Here is a 17,043-nt window from a genome sequence, read left to right as displayed (position 1 = left end):
ATCGCCCGTTGAGCCAGCGCTCCGGACGAGTGTCAGAGAAGGAAGGCGCGCGCCAGCGCGCAGAGGTGCTCCAGGTGTTGGCCGTCGGTGTGGGCAGGGCCGAAGAAGGTGGGACCGTATGCCGTGCGCAGGGTGAGCGCCGCGAAGAGATCGCCGAAGATCCAGCGGATCGCAGCGTCCGGATCGGAATGCCGCATCGCCGGGCGAGCGGGATGGAGAGCCGCGGCGAACCGCGCGGAGAGCCGCGCGACATACTGCACTCCGCGGCGCTCGATCTCGGGATCCTGACTCGACACGAGGACGACGGCGCGCAGGAATCGTTCGTTATCGACGAAGGCCTGAGCAAGTGCCTGCACGGTGGCATGGATGCGAGCGGCGGGTGGAACGTCTTGGTGCGCAATAGCTTCCAGGTGACCTTCGGTGTGTTGCACCCGCTGCATACCGTGCTCGTAGACGGCGTAGAAGAGGGCTTCCTTGGTGTCGACCCGGTCATAGACGGCCCGCGGGACGACGCTCGCCCGGGCGCAGATCGCATCGATGGTGAACCCGCCGGCACCCTCGTCTTCGAGCACGGCGACCCCCGCGTCCAGGATGCGCTGCCACGCGACGCGGGTGCGCTCCTGACGGGGTTCGCGCACGGCATACCTTGCGGTCAACTCTCCACCTCACCAACTCTCCACCTCACCAATGGCTGACATCAGCCGGCGCCCTCTTGCCATGCACGCATCCATTCGGGCAGTCTAACCGTAGTGCCAACTACGGTTCGCGGACGATGTAGATCACTCGCAAGGGAGCGCCCATGCCCACCACACCACGCGGTCGCGTCGCCGTCATCGGTTGCGGGCCGGCCGGCATGGCAGCGACGCTGTCGATCGCCCAAGGCGGGCACGACGTCATGCTGCTGGAGCGCTATCCGCAGGCCAGGCCGGCCGGGAACATCCTCAACCTGTGGCCACCGCCCATCAAGGCACTCGGCCTCATGGGCGTCGACACCGCTGACCTCGGCGCGCCCTGCGAATCGCAGTTCCGGCGCGCTGACGGCCGGGTCCGAGCTCGAGTTCGGCTGCCGCAGAATGTCATCGACGATTTCGGCGGCGGTTTCATCGGTATGCTGCGTCCGCAGCTCTACCGACGGTTGCAGTCAGCGCTTCCCGACGGCGCCTTGCGCGTCAATGCTCGGGTCGAGTCGGTCGAGCAGGACGAATCAGCGGTTCGCATCACGATGGCCGACGGCGAGGTTCACGAAGTCGATGTGCTCGTCGGCGCCGACGGCATCGACTCCCTCGTGCGGCGCACCCTGTGGGGCGACTCCCCTAAGCGCGAGCACGACCTGCACATCTTCGGCGGGTTCACCTTCGACGCGCCGGTGAGCGCACAGGAGGGCCTGTGCGTCGTCAGCCACAACCGGACCATCCAGGGCAGTTGGACCTCGATCCTGCACGAAGGTCGGCGGGGTTATCAGTGGTGGGTGCTCGGCGCCCATGACGGCACGGCCGAGATCACCGGCGACTGGAAGACCGAGGCCGTCCGGATGGGCGCGGGCTTTGCCGCCCCGCTGCCCGAACTCATCGCTGCGACAGCGCCATCCGATGTCCAGCGCTGGGTCATTCGCGACCGGCTGCCGCTGACGCAGTGGTCGTCCGGTCGCGTGACCCTCGTCGGCGATGCCGCCCACCCCACCTCTCCGTATGCCGCCTACGGCGCGGGCATGGCGATCGAGGACGGCTACTTCCTCGGACGCCGGCTGGCCGGGGTCGATCTGCGCGACTATCAGGCGGTGCGGATGGCCCTGCAGGACTTCGAGGAGCCCCGACGCGGACATACCGCCTTCCAGTCGACACTGGCCTATCGTCTGGGACAGGCTTTCCACCACGCGCCGGCGGCGCTGCGCCCTGTCCGCGACCTCGTCTTCGACCGGACACCGTTGCTGCAGAAAGTCATCGGCGAGAAGGCCCCATCCGAGATTCTCGAACAACTGGCTGCGATCGACATCGCCGAGGCTCGCTTCCGGCATGAGTTAGGCGCCTGATCGTCACTTGCGTCGGTCGGTCACCCAAGTCGAGGACGATGTCGTCACGATTTCCGCACACTGGCGGCCGCACGTTCCCCCGGCCCGTGGTCAGGCTGTGACCAGCGGATTGACGACGCGGAGAGCGGGGAACCAGGAGAAGTCGCGATCAGCCGACCACAACGCGTCGACACCATGCGCGAGGCAGATCGCCGCCACCCGCGCATCATGGATCTTCGGACCCGTCACGCGCCCGCTGCTCAGCAGGTCAGACAGCACGGTGAGGTGATCTGTCCCCTCACCGATGACGTGGACACCGGGCTGCGCGGCCAGCGCCACCACGGCCGCGATCGCCTCCGCGGGCGGCGTCGGCGGGGAGTAGATCCGCGGATGCGTGACCACAGCGAGGAACTCGTGCAGACAGGGCCACGGCACGGCGCAGCCCCCGCGATGCAGCACGGCCGCCGAGATCGCGGCAGCCGCAGCCGCATGATGAGCCGAGTCGCGGCGGTGGGCATAGACGAGGAGGTTCGTGTCGAGCGCGATCATTCCGGCAAACCATACGAGCGAGCGATCATCCCCTCCGGCGCCACATCCAGCAGCAGCCCGTCACCCCCGAAACTGGGAAAGACGAAGTCCACCACGCCCCGCCGGCGGCGACGATCGACCTCGGCGCGCAAACCCGTCACGACGAGGTCGCGCAGCGTCGAGCCTTCGTCGCGCGCCACCTGTTTGGCCTCCGCCGCCAGGGCGTCCGGGATCTCGATCGTCGTCTTCATACGGTCTACCGTATCAATGTACCCGTACTCCCGTATGCCGAGTGCAGTCTCAGCAACCGCACCCTCTCGTCCTCGGTCAGCTCGCGTATGGCCTCACCCGAGGACCGAACCGCCGCCGTCGATGACGAGGTTGGCGCCGTTGATATAGGTTGCGTCGTCCGATGCGAGGAAGATCGCGGCGTTGACGATGTCCGCCGGCTGCCCGACTCGCCCGACCGGAATCCGGTCCAGCACAATGCGCTTGACGTTCTCCGGCGGGTCGGCAAGGAAGGTCCGGGTGTTCGGCGTCTCGATGAGCCCGGGGCTGATGGTGTTGGCGCGGATGCCGTGCGGTGCACCCTCGACGACCAGTTGCCGGGTCAGCGACATCACGCCTGCCTTGGCTGTGCCGTGCGCGTTCTGCGGCATGAACTCCACACCCCGCAGACCGGCGATCGAGCCGACGTTGAGGATCACGCCGCCGCCCCGCTTCTTCAGATGCGGCCAGGCCGCCTTGCACGCGTAGAACACGAGGTTGAGTTCGTTGCGCATCGTGTAGTCCCAGTCCTCGACGGACAACTCCTCGATGCCGGCGAAGCGCTGAGTGGAGGCGTTGTTGTAGAGGATGTCGAAGCCGCCGTAGACCTCGGCGGCCTGGTCGATCCACGCCTTCGCGGCCTGCGCGTCACCGAGGTCGACCCCGCCCATAACCGTGATCTCGCCGCCCTCGGCACGGACCGCCTCCTCGGTCTGGCGCGCCCCTTCCTCGAAGAAGTCACACCCGACCACCTTGGCGCCTGCGGCGCAGAACAGGCGCGCCGCCTCGACGCCCATCCCGCCACCGACGCCCGTGATGAGCGCGACCTTTCCGTCGAGCCGCCCCGTCATGCTGCCTCCCTCATCCGGACCGCTGTGCGATCGAGCAGCTCGATCAGGTTGCCCTCGGGGTCGGCGACGAAGGCCATCCGCACGCCCGGTTCCGGGGAGGGCCGCGGCGACATCCGGTCGCTCGCGCCGGCGGCGATGAGGGCGCCGTAGACAGGATCGACCTCGGGCACGTCGAGCGCAAAGTGGCTGTAGCCCAACGTCAATGCCGCCTCGACGGGGTTCGTGGCCTGGATGCCGGTGGTCGCACCGGGACGGTGCAGCAACTCGATGTGATAGCCGTCCGGGTGCCGCAGCATGACTCCGTGGAAGTCCACGTGGTCCAGCGCGAACTCGAAGAAGATCTCCATGCCCAGCGTGTCGCAATACCACCGGGTCATGCCCGGCAGGTCGGTGACATTGAGGCCGACATGGTCGAATCGTCCGCTGATCATTGGCTCCTCCAGGTCATGGCTACTCCGCGATGGTGGGCAGGTGGGAGCCGTCGCCGATCCAGACGGTCCGCACATTGGTGAACTCACGGACGCCGGCGGCTCCGAGCTCTCGGCCGTGTCCCGAGCGCCCCAAACCGCCGAACGGCATCCGGGCGTCCGAGGCGACGACCGCGTTGACGAACAGTGCGCCGGAGCGGATGCGGGTGCCGACCGCGAGGCCGCGTTCGGATCGCGACCAGACGCTGGCACCGAGCCCGTATGCCGTGTCATTCGCCACGCGCACCGCCTCGTCGTCGTCGGCCACCCGGATCACACAGGCCACCGGCCCGAACGTCTCTTCGCGGGCGACCGTCATCGACGTCGACACATTGTCGAGAAGTGTTGCGGGGTAGTGATATCCGGGACCCACGGGGATCACGCCGCCGGCCACGAGGGTCGCGCCTTCGGTGACGGAGTCCTGCACCTGCTCGTGCACGACGCGGCGCAGGTCGCCGCGGGCCATCGGCCCGATGTTCGTGGCCGGGTCGGCGGGATCGCCCGCCACCAGGCGCGCCATCCGGTCTTGGATCCGGGACACGAAGTCGTCGGCGACGGACTGCTGGACGATCCAGCGCTTCGCGGCGATGCAGCTCTGTCCGGCGTTGCCGAAGCGTGACCGGATGGCCGCATCGGCCGCGGCATCGAGGTCGGCGTCATCGAGGACGACGAAGGGGTCGGAGCCTCCGAGCTCGAGCACGACCTTCTTCAATGCCGCGCCGGCCGCCGATCCCACGGCGACCCCGGCGCGTTCACTGCCCGTAAGCGTGGCGGCAGCGACCCGGTCATCGGCAATCAGAGCCGGGATGATCTGCGGGACAAGGGATTCATCGATGACCAGCGTCTGCAGCAGCTGGGCCGGGGCGCCCGCGCGAGAGGCGGCCGCGTCCAGGAGTTCTTCGAGCGCCACGGCGCAGCCGGTGACATTCGGCGAGTGCTTCAGGATGCCGGAGTTGCCGGCGACCAGGGCCGCACACGCGAACCGGATCACCTGCCAGAAGGGGAAATTCCACGGCATGACCGCGACGACGACCCCGAGCGGAACGTAGGAGACCCACGATTGCTGCGCCGAGGTCGCGACCGGCTCGTCGGCAAGCCAGGCGGGTGCCAGGTCGGCCACGACGTGGCACGACAACGCGCACTTGTCGATTTCGCCGAGCGCCTCGGCGATGGGCTTGCCCATCTCGGCCGTGATCAGCGCGGCATACTCCTCCCGCCGCTCGGTGAGCAGGTCACCCAGCGCGCGCAACAGGTGCGTCCGGTCGCCGACGGCGACCTCGCCCCAGGCACCCGCGGCCGCGGCGGCCTGCGACCGGACCTCCTCGATCCGTTCCCCTTCAGCGCACTCGTAGGTCGCGAGTTCGGCGCCGGTGTGCGGGTTGCGGGTCGTGATCGTCGCCACGCGTCAGACTCCTTCCGGCACTCGGCGGCGCGCCGGAACTGTCTGCGGGACAACCTCATTAGAGGCGACGATGCGATTGCTGATCGTGCCGAGGTGCTCGATGGTCATCGACACGACGTCGCCGACCTGCAATGGCGGCGGGGTCAGCCGGCCGGTGCGACCCCAGGACTCGGCGAGCGAACCCGAGGCACAGGTGCCGGACGCCAACACCTCGCCGGCCTTGACCCAGGACGCCCGCGAGGCATGCGAGACGAGCTGCTCGAAGGACCAGCCCATGTTGGCGGACCGGTCGGAGCCGACCACCTCGTCGTTGACGCTGACGCTCATGCCGAGGTCGAGGAAGCCATCGGCGTCCCGGTGGCTTTCGAGCTCGTCCGCCGTGACAACCCACGGCCCGATCGTCGTCGCGAAGTCCTTGCCCTTCGAGGGCCCGAGCTTGAGCTTCATCTCCTTGCCCTGTACGTCGCGCGCGGACCAGTCGTTCATCACGCAGTAGCCGCCGATGACGCCCTTGGCCTCCTCCGGCGTGACATTGCGGGCGTCCTTGCAGACGATCGCCGCGATCTCCAGCTCGAAGTCGAGCCGCTCGGTGTCCGGCGGATACGCGATCTCGTCGAACGCGCCGCACACAGCGTGCGGAGCCATGAAGAGGAAGACTGGGGCGTCATACCACTCATCGGGGGCCCCGGGGTTGCCGTGGCCCTTCTCCATCCCGTCGACGTGCGCCTCGAAGGTGAGGAAGTCGCGCATCGCCACGGGATAGACCGGCGGCAGCAGGACGACGTCGGCGGCGGCATACCCCTCCCCGGCGGCAGCCGCATCGGCCAGCTCCTCCCGCGCCTCGAATTCCAACGCCAGCAACGAGATCAGGTCACTGCCGTCGGCGAACGGATGCACGGTCCACGACCCGTTGCCGCCGATCACCAGCCCGACGGAGGAAGCGTCCGGTGCATCGGAGCGCAGCCGATAACGAGCCAGGCGCATCTCAGTCGATCGTCTCGTAGAAGGCGCGCTCACGGTTCTCCAGGACCGGGATCGCCTGGCCGAAACCGTAGGTCTGGAAGTGCTCGGAGTCACCGTGCGCCTTGTAGGCATCCTCGTCGTCGTAGATCTCAAAGAAGTGGAACTTGTTCGCGACCTCGGGGTCGCGGTAGGGGTGGTAGCACTGGTTGCCCGGCTCTTGACGCGAGAGCGGGATGAGCTTCTCGATGGCATCGGCAACCGTTGCCTCGTGGCCGGGCTGGACGGTCCAGGTCGCGGTGACGACATACGCCATGGGGTGCTCCTTAGCAGAGATGGTCGAGTGCAGCACGCAGGTCGCGCCGCGTCCTTGACGGTATGAGGGGTGGGCGGGTCGGCGGAAGTCGGCGCGGGCGATGGCTGGCATAGGCAGTTCTGGGTTCCGGTGGGCGCCGACGGACCCTAGCGTCCTGTCCCAGATGGGATGAGTAGGTCCCGCCAAGTCAATGCCGACGGAAGGAACGTCATGAGCGCCGCAGTGTCGAAGGTTCTCGTCATCGGAGGTGGCGTCACCGGGACGATGGTCTCGCTTGCGTTGACGCAGAAGGGCATCGATGTAGTCCTCGTCGAGCGCCAGGACGATCTGACGGCCATCGGGCACGGGCTGACGATCCAGGGCAACGCCCTCAAGGCCTTCAAGGAGGTCGGTGTCATAGACCAGGTCTTGGCGAAGGGTTTCCCGTTCGGTGGCCTGCGGATGCGGGCCGCCAATGGCGACCTGATCATGGAGATCCCCACCCCGCCCATGGGTGGCCCCGACCTGCCGGGCACGGCCGGCGCGATGCGCTCCGACCTCGCGACGATCCTGCGCAACGCCGTCGTTGACGCCGGCGTCGACGTGCGACTCGGCACGTCGGTCACCGCGATCGAGGACCACGCCGACGCGGCGACGGTCACCTTGTCGGACGGCTCCACCGAGACCGTCGACCTCGTGATCGGTGCCGACGGCATTCGCAGCAAGACCCGGGAGATGATCGGCATCGACGCCGAGGTCCGCCCGGTCGGAATGGGAATCTGGCGGGTCGTCGCGCCGCGACCGCCGGAGATGGACTGCTCGGAGCTCTACTACGGCGGGCCGAAGTTCAAGGCCGGCTACACCCCGATCTCCGAGGACTACTGCTACGCCTTCCTCCTCGAGGAGAATCTCGACCGCGAGTTCGTCGGCGAGAAGCCCAACGGGCACGTGATGAAGGAGCACGGGCAGGGGTATGGCGGCACGTGGGGCAAGATCCGCGACGCCCTGCCCGACGATGCGGTCGTGAATTATCAGTGGATCGAGACGATCTGCGTCGAGGACCCCTGGCACCGCGGGCGCACCATCGTCATCGGCGACGCTGCCCACGCCTGCCCTCCACTGATCGCGCAAGGTGCCGCCATGTGTGCCGAGGATGCCGTCGTCCTCGCGGATGAACTGACCAAGACCGATGACCTGCAGGGTGCCCTCGACTCCTTCATGGCGCGACGATTCCCGCGCGTGAAGATGGTGCTCGACAACTCTCTGCAGCTCGCCGAGTGGGAGATGCACCCCGACACGCCCGGCGCCGACCCCGGCCGAGTCATGGGGCAGACGCTGCACGCCCTCTGCGAGCCGGCCTGATCGCGCATGGACCGGGCGACCTTCGACGAGTACATCGCCGGCTTCAACGCCGAGGACACCACCGCCTTTGATCGCTTCATTGCCGAAGACCTCTGGATGATCAACGGGCTGTTGGAGATCCATGGACGGCAGGGCATGAAGGACCACTACGCGAAGATCTGGCCGGACTTCGTCGAGACCCTCGATGTCGTGGACTTCGTCAGCGACGACACCCGGCTGGCCATCGAGATGAAGACCAACTTCCGGGCCCGGCACGACGCGCCGGAGGCGCTCTTCGGCCCGGTGGTGGAAGGCGATCAGTTCGACTTCCACGGCGTGATCCTCTATCGCATCAACGACGCGGGGCAGTTCAGCCACATCCGCGTCGCCTACAACTCTTTCCGCAAGACCGGGGTCGACGGCACCAGGACCGAACTCGGCCTGCCGCACTGATCACCAAGCACACGATCGTCTGATCTACACGAGAGGCCCCACCGTGAGCAACCTGCCAGCCTTCGACGGCACCTTCCTGCTGCGTGACGATCCCGGCTTCGCCGACGCCGTCGTCGACCGGGTCTTCAATCGCCTTCTGCCGCAGCGCCTTCCGGCCGCTGTGCTCAAGGTGGCTAACGAGCAGGACGTGGTGCGCGGCATACGGCTCGCCAAAGACCGCGGCTGGAAGGTAGCAATTCGCTCCGGCGGCCACAGCTGGGCCCAATGGTCGGTCCGCGACGACGCGCTGGTGCTCGATCTCGGCGCGCTCAACGATGCGTCGTATGACGAGGCGACCGGCATCGCGAGCGCCGGCCCGGCGATCAAAGGCGGATCGACCCTGGGTCCCTATCTCGCGCAGCGGGGGCGCTTCTTCCCCGGCGGGCACTGTCCCACCGTGGGCATCGGCGGCTTCCTCCTCCAGGGTGGGCAAGGCTACAACGCGCGCGGCTGGGGCTGGGGCGCCGAGTGGATCGACTCCATCGACGTCGTCACCGCCGACGGTGAGTTGGTCAAGGCCAGCGAGACCGAGAACGCCGACCTCTTCTGGGCGGCTCGCGGCGCAGGGCCGGGCTTCTTCGGCGTCGTCACACGCTTCCACCTGCGCACGATGCCGCACTACGGCTACAGCGCGACGACGGTTCAAGCCTTCGACCTCGCCGACTTCGACGAGGTCATGACCTGGCTGCACAACACGCACCACACCGTGACCGACACGGTCGAGATCGTCGCGCTGACCAAGACGGACACGAACATCGCCGAGGGACCAGTCCTCATCGTCACCGGCCTCGCTCTCGTCGACACCCCGGAGCAGGCCGAGGTCGCGTTGGCGCCCTTCCGCACCAACCCCGCTCTGGATCGCGCTCTGCTGGTTCACGATTGCGTCCCCGCCGATATCGAGGACCACCGCAGGGAACAACTCATGGCGAACCCTGAGGGGCACCGCTGGGCGGTCGACAATGCCTGGATCACCGGCCCGACCGAACAGGTCGTGGACGCCATGAAGAACGCCTATGTCACTCTCCCCAACGACAAGGCATTTACGATCTGGTTCTCCATGGCCCCCCTGCGCGACCTGCCGGACATGGCGTTCTCGATGCAGAGCGAGATCTACCTCGCGGCCTACAACCTGTGGGAGGACCCGGCGGACGATGAGCGCAATATCTCGTGGCTGCAGTCGGTGATGGCGGACCTGCAGCCGGTGACCGTCGGGCAGTACCTCGGCGACAGCGACCTCTCGCGCCGCCAGGTGCAGTTCATGTCGGACGCGAACTGGGCTCGGCTGCAAGAGATTCGGGCTGAGAGAGACCCGGGCGGTATGTTCGTCAGCTATCTCGCCGGCCCCGAGGGCGCCACCAACCGCAACCACTGGGTCTGAGCCCCGAATCGATGCCGCCGCTCGCGCCACGTGGGCGCATCGCCACGTCGGCGCGCCGGCATCGTTCGCGATCGACAGGAACAGCGCTCGGCTTGGCATTATCGGTCGCGTGGACAATGCGCGCCGTATGAAGGTGGTCGCGGGAGGACTCGCCGCGGCGGTTGCCGTCGGCGCCGCGACACGGGCCACCGCGCCCCTGGTCGAGCGGCGGCTCAACCAGATATCGCCGCGCGCCACCCTGGCGGCCTCCCCAGAGGCCCGGGCGCTGCACGCCCGGCTGCGGGTGGTGGACCTGCACGCGGACACTCTCCTGTGGGAGCGCGAGCTGCTCCGCCGCGGCGACCGTGGGCACGTCGACCTGCCCCGGCTGCGCGACGGTCACGTGGCACGTCAGGTGTTCTCGTCGGTGACCAAGACGCCGCGTGGCCTGAACCTCGAACGCAATGACGACAGCAGCGACCTGATCACTGCACTGTCGATCGCTCAGCGGCAACCGCGGGTTACGTGGAAATCCTTGCTGCAGAGATCACTTCACCATGCGGCCAAATTGGAGAGAACGGTGGAGCGCTCCGGCGGCCAGTTGGCTTTCGTCCGCTCCCGCTCCGACCTGCTCCGGATCCTGGCGACCCGGGACGCTGGCAGCGAACCGATCGGCGCGCTGTTCTCCGTCGAGGGTCTGCACAACCTCGAAGGCCGGTTGGAGAACGTTGCAGCCCTCCACGACGCCGGGATGCGGATGGCCGGGCTGACCCACGTCTTCGACAACGATGTCGCGGGGTCGATGCACGGGGTCGACAAGGGGGGCCTGACCGGGTTCGGACGTGACGTGATGGCGGCGTTGGACGACCTGCGTGTCGTCGTCGACCTCGCTCACGCCAGCCACCGCACCGTCGCAGAGGTACTCGCAGTGGCCGATCGGCCGGTCGTGATCAGTCATGGCGGGGTGCAAGCCACGAGCCCGGTCAACCGCAATATGACCGACGACGAGATCCGGGGCATCGCCGCGACCGGCGGCGTCACCGGCATCGGCCTGCGCGTCCTCGCCGGGGCACTGCCCGCCTGACTGGCCGCCGGGACGTCAGGACGCGTCGTCAGGACGCGTCCTCCTCGGGAGCCAACTCGGCAGCGACCTCGTCCAAACGCTCGAACAGCCAGTGGTTCGCCGGGTCGCCGAGGCGATTCGCGGCATACCAATAGCCTTCCACAAGAAGGATTTCCCCGAACGGCGTTTCCTTCTGGACCAGGGGACCGCCGGGGCGCACGTGCATGCGCGCCAGGCGTTCGGGGACGATCCCGATCATGTCGGAGTCGATGAGCACGAAGGGCAACGGAAGCCACCCGCGCACCTGCACATCCACACGCCGCTGGACGTCCAACTCACCGAGCACCCGAGAAACCGGCGTCAGCGTGCCCGGCCCGAACGCCGCCTCGGCATGCGGGGTCTCGCGCAGATGGTCCAGCGTCAGCGCGCCAACGCCGGCCAGGGGGTGATCGGAGGCCATCAAACAGACCATCCGGTCCCGCCACAGCGGACGCGAATGGCCGCCGAAGCCATAGCCCAAAGGGGCGATCATCACGTCGTAGTCCAGCAGCAGCCGGTCGGTCGCCGACGTCGCCGGCATCAGATGGTCGACGGTCAGGCGGACATGCGGAGCCTGCGCCGTGATCTTCGCGAGCAGTGGCTCCAACACGACGGCGATCGCGTAGTCGCTCATCGTGATCCGGAACTCCCGGTCACTCGTGGCCGGGTCGAATCCCTCGGCCACTCCGAGCGCCTCGCTGATCAGCCGCAATGCCTCCTGCGCCTCCGGCAGCAGCTCCCGGGCGAACGGCGTCAGCTCGTATTCGCGCCCGGAGCGGACGAGCAATTCGTCGTCGAACCGCCGCCGCAGCTTCGCCAGGGCACCGCTCATGGCCGGCTGGCTCATGGCCAGACGTTCGCCGGCACGCGTGACATTGCCCTCTTCGAGGATGACCTTGAGCGCGAGCACGAGATTGAGGTCGGTCCCTCCGAGCGCCACCTGACCTTCGACCTCCGTCGCCGTCGACAATCGCGCCGACTATCGATCGGCGACACCGACAACCCTACGATGGGCAGCGTGTCATCGGTAGGACCCAGCCCCGCAGGCGGCACGCGTGAACGCGTGCGCGATGTCGACGCGAACCTGCTGCTCTTCCTGCACGCACTGTTGGAAGAACGCAACCTCACGCACGCCGGCATCCGCATGCAGATGAGCCAGCCGGCCATGAGTGGTGCTCTGGGCCGGCTCCGCACCCATTTCGACGACGAGCTGCTCGTGCGCACGGGCCGGGACTTCCAGCTCACGCCCCTCGCCGAGGACCTGCGGCCCAAGGTCGCCGCCGCCGTTGCGGCCGCCGAGACGCTGCTCGGCGACCACAGCGAATTCGACCCGGCGACCAGCGACAAACGCTTCTCACTGTCGATGTCGGAGTACGCGATGACCGTGCTCGCCGAGCCCCTCTCGCGGGCTGTTCGCGAAGCCGCCCCGGGCTGCAGCGTCGTCATCGAACCGATGCCACGCGCACACGACCTCGTCGAGGCGGACCTCATGCGCCGTGACCTCATGGTGGCCCCGTTGGGCTTCGGCTTCGGGGGTTTGGTGCAGCCGATCTTCACTGATCACCTGGTGTGTCTGGTCGCGCGCGACAACCCGGAACTCGTCGACGGCGCGCTCACGCTCGAGCAATTGCACCGTATGCCGCACGCCGTGGCCGAGTTCCTCGCCGCCGGCGACTATCGCCGCCCGCTGGAGAAGGCCGCCGAGGCGGCCGGGATCGCCGATCGCCTTGTCGCCGTGCGTGTCACCAGTCTGCTGACAGTTCCCTTCGCCATCAAGGGCACGCACATGTGCGCCTTCGTGCCCTCCCGGCTCGCCCACCGCGTCCTCGAGTCGCTCGATCTCGCGATCGCCCGAACCCCGCTCACTCAGGTGCAGATCACCGAGGCGGCGCACTGGCATCAGCGACGCGACAACGACCCAGCGGTGACGTGGTTGCGGCACCTGCTCTACGACGTGGCGATCGAACTCGAGGACGCTGCCCCGAGCCAATAGCATGCGATTGTCCGCTCCTCGCCATAGAGGAGGGGAATCGGTGCCATGCCGAGGCGCGATTTCCCCCACCCGCGATCTCCTGGTCGGCTAGGCGGATGCGCATCCGGGTCGAGCATCGCGACGACGCCCTCGGGATCGGGGAGCGGCGGCCGCGGCTGTCCTGGCAACTACCCGCCCCCGATGCCGGGCGCCAGCATGCCTACCGCCTCCGTCTCGACGACGAACTGAGTCCATGGGTCGAGAGCGACGGCACCGTCCTGCAACCGTGGCCCTTCGACCCATTGCATTCGGGAGAGCAGCACGAGATCGCGGTCCAAGTGCGAACCGATATGGGGGACAGCGAGTTCAGCGAACCGGTCGCCCTCGAAGCCGGGCTGCTGAATGTTGCTGACTGGCAGGCGTCCTGGGTGTCGCCCACCCCACGTGAGCCGGAGACTCCGGGCTTCCGGCCCGCCTACCGCCTGCGCGGTGTCACGACAGTGGACCGGCCGGTCGCGCGCGCCCGCCTGTATGTCACCGCTCACGGCATCCACGAGACCTTTCTCAACGGCGAGCCGGTGAGCGACGAGGTACTGGCGCCTGGCTATACGGAGTACGCCGCCCGGCTGCACGTGTCCACCATCGACGTCACCACTCGGATTCGACTGGGCGACAATGCCGTCGATGTCCTTCTCGCCGACGGCTGGTTTCGCGGGTCGGTGGGTATGCCGCGCTCGACCGATCAGTTCGGCAACCGCACCGCATACCTCGCGCAACTTCACCTGACGTTCGAGGACGCTTCGACGGTCGTCACCGGCACCGGCGCCTCGTGGCGCTGGGCGCCGTCACATGTCGTCGCGGCCGACCTCATCGAGGGTCAGCAGCAGGACAACCGGCTCCGTCAATCGGGTTGGACTGCAACAGATCTCGACGCCCCGTCCTGGGAGCCGGTCACGGTCCGCGAAGACATCGGGTATGCCGCGCTCACCGCCTCGCCGGCACCCCCGGTGCGCCGCATCACCGAACTCGCCGCAGTCGCCGCCACGCGCCCACGGCCGGGCACCTACGTCCTCGACTTCGGGCAGAACATCGGCGGATGGACGCGCCTGGACGACCTCACGGCACTCGGCCCGGCCGGCACCACGCTCACGCTGACCCACGCGGAGGCCGTCGACGCCGCCGGTGACGTGATGACCGAACACCTGCGGCCCGATGACATTCCTTTCATCCAGCACGAGGTGCGCGCCGGGATGGTCGATCGGGTCACCATCGCCGGGGAACTGGGTGAGAGCTTCGAGCCGACCCTGACCAGCCACGGCTTCCGCTACGTGCGCCTCGAGGGCGTCAGCCACGATCTCGCGCCGGAGGAGGTGGCCGCCCGGGCCCGCGCCGTCGTCGTCCATACGGACCTGCCCGAGCGCGGGTCGTTCGCGTGCAGCAACGCCGACCTCAACGCCTTGCACGCCGCCGCCGTCCGGAGTTTCCGTGGCAACGCCATCTCCATCCCGACCGACTGCCCGACCAGGGAGCGGGCCGGGTGGACCGGTGACTGGCAGATCTATGCACCCGTGGCCAGCTTCCACCACGACATCGCCGGCTTCTCCCTGTCGTGGTTGCGCGATCTCGCTGCGGCGCAATGGGATAACGGCATCGTCGGCAATATGGCGCCGATGCCCCCCGCCGAGCGATCGGGCTTCCTGGAGAAGCTCAACGGCTCGGCCGGCTGGGGCGACGCCATCGTCCTCGTGCCATGGGAACTGTATGCCGAGTACGGCGACCTGCGAAGCCTCGCCGAGTTGTGGCCGAACATGCAACGCTGGCTCGCCTTCGCGGCAGCGAGCGCCGCGACCGGGCGTCACCCGTCGCGGGTCGCCCGCTCCCCCGCGCCGCTCGATCACGAGACATGGCTGTGGGACACCGGTTTCCATTGGGGAGAATGGCTTGTGCCGGGCGAGGAGATCGACTTCCCCGCCTTCCTCGCCGCGGACAAGGCCGACGTCGCCACCGCCTATCTGGTCCGGTCAGCCGAGACCATGGCCGCCATCGCCGAGGTGCTGGGCCGACCGGCGGACGCGCGGCACTGTCGCGACCTCGCCGACAAAACCCGCACCGCCTGGCAGCAGGAGTTCGTCGGCGCGGACGGCACCATCACGCCCGACACGCAGGCCAACCTCGTGCGGGCGCTGACGTTCGGCCTCGTGCCCGATCACCTGCGCAAAACCGCTGCCGCGCAATTGGATCGCCTCGTCCGCGACAACGGCACCCGGCTCGGCACGGGCTTCCTTGCCACCCGTGACCTGCTGCCCGCTCTCGCCGACAGCGGGCACCTCGACACGGCATACGACCTGCTCCTGCAACGCGCCGCCCCGGGATGGCTGGCGATGCTCGACCGTGGCGCGACCACGATGTGGGAGCGTTGGGAAGGCATCGACGAGGACGGCATGCCGCACGCGTCGCTCAACCACTACAGCAAGGGCGCCGTCATCGGGTTCCTGCACACCCACGTCGCGGGCCTGCGGCGGACCGAGCCGGCGTGGCGCCGCTCGCGCATCGAACCGCGGCCTGGTGGCGGAGTCACCTGGGCCCAGGCCCATCACGATTCGCCTCACGGACGGCATACGGTCGAATGGTCGTTGCGGGACAATGATTTCGAACTCACCGCCGACGTGCCGGCAGGATGCCGGGCCGACCTTGTCCTCCCCGGACGTGAGGCGGAGGACGTCGGTCCCGGGCGGCATACCAGGACCTGCCGTGTCTGACGCTCACACCCCGCAGGATCACCCCGGCCGCCACATCGCGATCCCCCTGTTGCTGACCCTGGCGATGCTGGCGGCGTTCTCCCCGATGGCGACCGATCTCTATCTGCCCGGCTTCCCTGACATGGTCGGCGACCTCGGGACGGATGCGAGCGGCGTGCAACTGACGCTGACGACGTTCATGCTCGGGTTGTCCGCCGGGCAGCTGGTGTGGGGTCCGTTGTCGGATCGCTTCGGGCGACTCCGTCCGCTGCTTCTCAGCGGACTGATCTGTGTCATCGCCGGCGCGCTGGCGGCCGCCGCACCCAGCCTGGGCCTGCTCATCCTCGCGCGTGTCGTCCAGGGCTTCACCGGAGCCGGCGGCCTGGTCATCGGTCGCGCCGTCGTGACCGACCTGACGAGTGGCCGGGACACCGCGCGCGTCATGACGCTGATGATGACAGTCGGCGGTATCGCCCCGATCCTCGCGCCCTTCGCGGGCAGCCTGATGATCGGCTCGATCGGCTGGCGGGGCCTGCTGTGGGTGCTCGCCGGCATCGGTGCGCTCAGTCTCGCGGCGGTGCGGCTCGCGATCCGCGAGAGCCTGCCGCCCGAGCGACGGCACGGTGCCTCAGTGCCGCTACGCACCGCCTTCGGTCAGGTGCTCAGAATCAGCGAATACCGGCGCCAGGTCGCGGTTTTCGTCAGCGCGTTCGGGGTCTTGATGTCCTACATCGCCGCCTCGCCGTTCGTCTATCAGAACATCATCGGGCTCAGCGAGATCCATTACGGGATGGCGTTCGGCGCCAACGCCGTCGGCATGGTCACCACCGGGTATGCCGTCAGTCACCTCGTCCATCGCGTCGGCCCGCGGCGGGTGGTCCTGACGTCGGTGCTGGTGCAGGTGGCCGCGACGCTCGCCTTCGTGGTGCTGGTGCTCACGCACGCACCCGTGTGGACGTATGCCGTCGCCATCTTCTTCGCCATCGCACCCATGGGCGGCATCCTCGGACCCACGGCGGCGCTGGTCATGGCGCAAGCCCGGTCCTCGGCCGGCACCGGAAGCGCGCTGCTGGGGACCAGCCAGCACGCCTTCGGCGCGGTCGTCTCGCCGCTCGTCGGCCTCGGCGGGGCCGGCTCCGCCCTGGTCCCCGCCGCCATCATGCTCACCTGCTCGGCCTTGGCCCTGGCCAGCGTGCTGCGCACGGCCCAGGACTGACAACCACAGGCGCGGCGAAAAAGGTAAGACGGTTGGGCGGTTATAAC

At 68.1% G+C, this 17,043-nt stretch carries 17 protein-coding genes; 8 read left to right on the top strand and 9 right to left on the bottom strand.

Annotated elements, in window-relative coordinates; translation table 11 throughout:
- Positions 1-32 precede the first annotated feature (32 nt).
- Positions 33-656 carry a TetR/AcrR family transcriptional regulator gene (locus BN11_RS20610; protein ID WP_083433925.1) on the bottom strand — a complete coding sequence of 208 codons (624 nt, stop codon included), beginning with the start codon at positions 654-656 and terminating at the stop codon, positions 33-35.
- Positions 657-799: 143 nt separating this feature from the next.
- On the opposite strand from BN11_RS20610, the gene BN11_RS20605 reads away from it, so the two are divergent.
- Positions 800-2,029 (top strand): FAD-dependent oxidoreductase, encoded by a 1,230-nt coding sequence (locus BN11_RS20605; RefSeq protein WP_048700316.1) that lies wholly within the window; start codon positions 800-802, stop codon positions 2,027-2,029.
- Positions 2,030-2,119: 90 nt separating this feature from the next.
- Here the strand turns inward: BN11_RS20605 and BN11_RS20600 are convergent, their stop codons facing one another.
- The 7 genes from BN11_RS20600 to BN11_RS20570 all read right to left on the bottom strand — a co-directional run bounded on the left by BN11_RS20600 (position 2,120) and on the right by BN11_RS20570 (position 6,799).
- Positions 2,120-2,557: a type II toxin-antitoxin system VapC family toxin gene (locus BN11_RS20600; protein WP_048700314.1), complete on the bottom strand. Its 438-nt coding sequence runs from the start codon at positions 2,555-2,557 to the stop codon at positions 2,120-2,122.
- Positions 2,554-2,787: a DUF2191 domain-containing protein gene (locus BN11_RS20595; protein ID WP_048700312.1), complete on the bottom strand. Its 234-nt coding sequence runs from the start codon at positions 2,785-2,787 to the stop codon at positions 2,554-2,556. The genes BN11_RS20600 and BN11_RS20595 overlap by 4 nt, the downstream gene beginning before the upstream one ends.
- Before the next feature lie 93 nt (positions 2,788-2,880).
- Positions 2,881-3,654 (bottom strand): SDR family NAD(P)-dependent oxidoreductase, encoded by a 774-nt coding sequence (locus tag BN11_RS20590; RefSeq protein WP_048700310.1) that lies wholly within the window; start codon positions 3,652-3,654, stop codon positions 2,881-2,883.
- The gene (locus tag BN11_RS20585; protein WP_083433924.1) at positions 3,651-4,085 is read right to left on the bottom strand and encodes a VOC family protein; all 435 of its coding nucleotides are present in this window, start codon (positions 4,083-4,085) and stop codon (positions 3,651-3,653) included. Before BN11_RS20585 ends, BN11_RS20590 begins: the two co-directional genes overlap by 4 nt.
- A gap of 19 nt (positions 4,086-4,104) precedes the next feature.
- Positions 4,105-5,523, bottom strand: a complete 1,419-nt coding sequence (locus BN11_RS20580; RefSeq protein ID WP_048700308.1) for an aldehyde dehydrogenase family protein — start codon at positions 5,521-5,523, stop codon at positions 4,105-4,107.
- Between the two features lie 3 nt (positions 5,524-5,526).
- Complete coding sequence (locus BN11_RS20575; RefSeq protein WP_053084203.1) at positions 5,527-6,507, bottom strand: fumarylacetoacetate hydrolase family protein; 981 nt, start codon at positions 6,505-6,507, stop codon at positions 5,527-5,529.
- 1 nt (position 6,508) lies between these two features.
- A complete protein-coding gene (locus BN11_RS20570; RefSeq protein ID WP_048700305.1) occupies positions 6,509-6,799 on the bottom strand; it encodes a putative quinol monooxygenase in 291 nt (96 codons plus the stop codon).
- A 210-nt stretch (positions 6,800-7,009) separates the two neighbouring features.
- Here BN11_RS20570 and BN11_RS20565 point away from each other — a divergent pair, with 210 nt between their 5' ends.
- The 4 genes from BN11_RS20565 (at position 7,010) to BN11_RS20550 (ending at position 11,052) form a co-directional block, all read left to right on the top strand.
- Positions 7,010-8,140, top strand: coding sequence for an FAD-dependent monooxygenase (locus tag BN11_RS20565; protein WP_048700303.1), 1,131 nt, complete (start codon positions 7,010-7,012; stop codon positions 8,138-8,140).
- 6 nt (positions 8,141-8,146) lie between these two features.
- A complete protein-coding gene (locus BN11_RS20560; RefSeq protein ID WP_048700302.1) occupies positions 8,147-8,572 on the top strand; it encodes a nuclear transport factor 2 family protein in 426 nt (141 codons plus the stop codon).
- Positions 8,573-8,615: 43 nt separating this feature from the next.
- Positions 8,616-9,989 carry an FAD-binding oxidoreductase gene (locus BN11_RS20555; RefSeq protein WP_201329330.1) on the top strand — a complete coding sequence of 458 codons (1,374 nt, stop codon included), beginning with the start codon at positions 8,616-8,618 and terminating at the stop codon, positions 9,987-9,989.
- Between the two features lie 109 nt (positions 9,990-10,098).
- Positions 10,099-11,052, top strand: coding sequence for a dipeptidase (locus tag BN11_RS20550; protein WP_201329329.1), 954 nt, complete (start codon positions 10,099-10,101; stop codon positions 11,050-11,052).
- 28 nt (positions 11,053-11,080) lie between these two features.
- Here the strand turns inward: BN11_RS20550 and BN11_RS20545 are convergent, their stop codons facing one another.
- Complete coding sequence (locus BN11_RS20545) at positions 11,081-12,040, bottom strand: LysR family transcriptional regulator (protein ID WP_048700300.1); 960 nt, start codon at positions 12,038-12,040, stop codon at positions 11,081-11,083.
- 48 nt (positions 12,041-12,088) lie between these two features.
- Between BN11_RS20545 and BN11_RS20540 the strand changes: the two genes are divergently transcribed.
- From BN11_RS20540 to BN11_RS20530, 3 genes are all read left to right on the top strand, one after another.
- On the top strand, positions 12,089-13,063 hold the full coding sequence (locus BN11_RS20540; RefSeq protein WP_083434079.1) for a LysR family transcriptional regulator: 975 nt from the start codon (positions 12,089-12,091) through the stop codon (positions 13,061-13,063).
- A 95-nt stretch (positions 13,064-13,158) separates the two neighbouring features.
- On the top strand, positions 13,159-15,801 hold the full coding sequence (locus BN11_RS20535) for a family 78 glycoside hydrolase catalytic domain (RefSeq protein WP_048700296.1): 2,643 nt from the start codon (positions 13,159-13,161) through the stop codon (positions 15,799-15,801).
- Entirely contained in the window at positions 15,794-16,996 is a 1,203-nt protein-coding gene (locus tag BN11_RS20530; protein WP_048700294.1) for a multidrug effflux MFS transporter, read from the top strand. The genes BN11_RS20535 and BN11_RS20530 overlap by 8 nt, the downstream gene beginning before the upstream one ends.
- Positions 16,997-17,043: the final 47 nt, after the last annotated feature.

Source organism: Nostocoides australiense Ben110 (assembly GCF_001050535.1).
In the GTDB taxonomy this organism is placed as follows: domain Bacteria; phylum Actinomycetota; class Actinomycetes; order Actinomycetales; family Dermatophilaceae; genus Nostocoides_A; species Nostocoides_A australiense.
This window is presented reverse-complemented; position numbering and strand designations above follow the sequence as displayed.

What these genes read in the sequence shown, in the direction of transcription:
- BN11_RS20585 (WP_083433924.1), bottom strand. Translation starts at nt 4,085, where the DNA reads ATGATCAGCGGACGATTCGACCATGTCGGCCTCAATGTCACCGACCTG.
- BN11_RS20600 (WP_048700314.1), bottom strand. Translation starts at nt 2,557, where the DNA reads ATGATCGCGCTCGACACGAACCTCCTCGTCTATGCCCACCGCCGCGAC.
- BN11_RS20590 (WP_048700310.1), bottom strand. Translation starts at nt 3,654, where the DNA reads ATGACGGGGCGGCTCGACGGAAAGGTCGCGCTCATCACGGGCGTCGGT.
- BN11_RS20595 (WP_048700312.1), bottom strand. Translation starts at nt 2,787, where the DNA reads ATGAAGACGACGATCGAGATCCCGGACGCCCTGGCGGCGGAGGCCAAA.
- BN11_RS20570 (WP_048700305.1), bottom strand. Translation starts at nt 6,799, where the DNA reads ATGGCGTATGTCGTCACCGCGACCTGGACCGTCCAGCCCGGCCACGAG.
- BN11_RS20560 (WP_048700302.1), top strand. Translation starts at nt 8,147, where the DNA reads ATGGACCGGGCGACCTTCGACGAGTACATCGCCGGCTTCAACGCCGAG.
- BN11_RS20535 (WP_048700296.1), top strand. Translation starts at nt 13,159, where the DNA reads ATGCGCATCCGGGTCGAGCATCGCGACGACGCCCTCGGGATCGGGGAG.
- BN11_RS20605 (WP_048700316.1), top strand. Translation starts at nt 800, where the DNA reads ATGCCCACCACACCACGCGGTCGCGTCGCCGTCATCGGTTGCGGGCCG.
- BN11_RS20575 (WP_053084203.1), bottom strand. Translation starts at nt 6,507, where the DNA reads ATGCGCCTGGCTCGTTATCGGCTGCGCTCCGATGCACCGGACGCTTCC.
- BN11_RS20565 (WP_048700303.1), top strand. Translation starts at nt 7,010, where the DNA reads ATGAGCGCCGCAGTGTCGAAGGTTCTCGTCATCGGAGGTGGCGTCACC.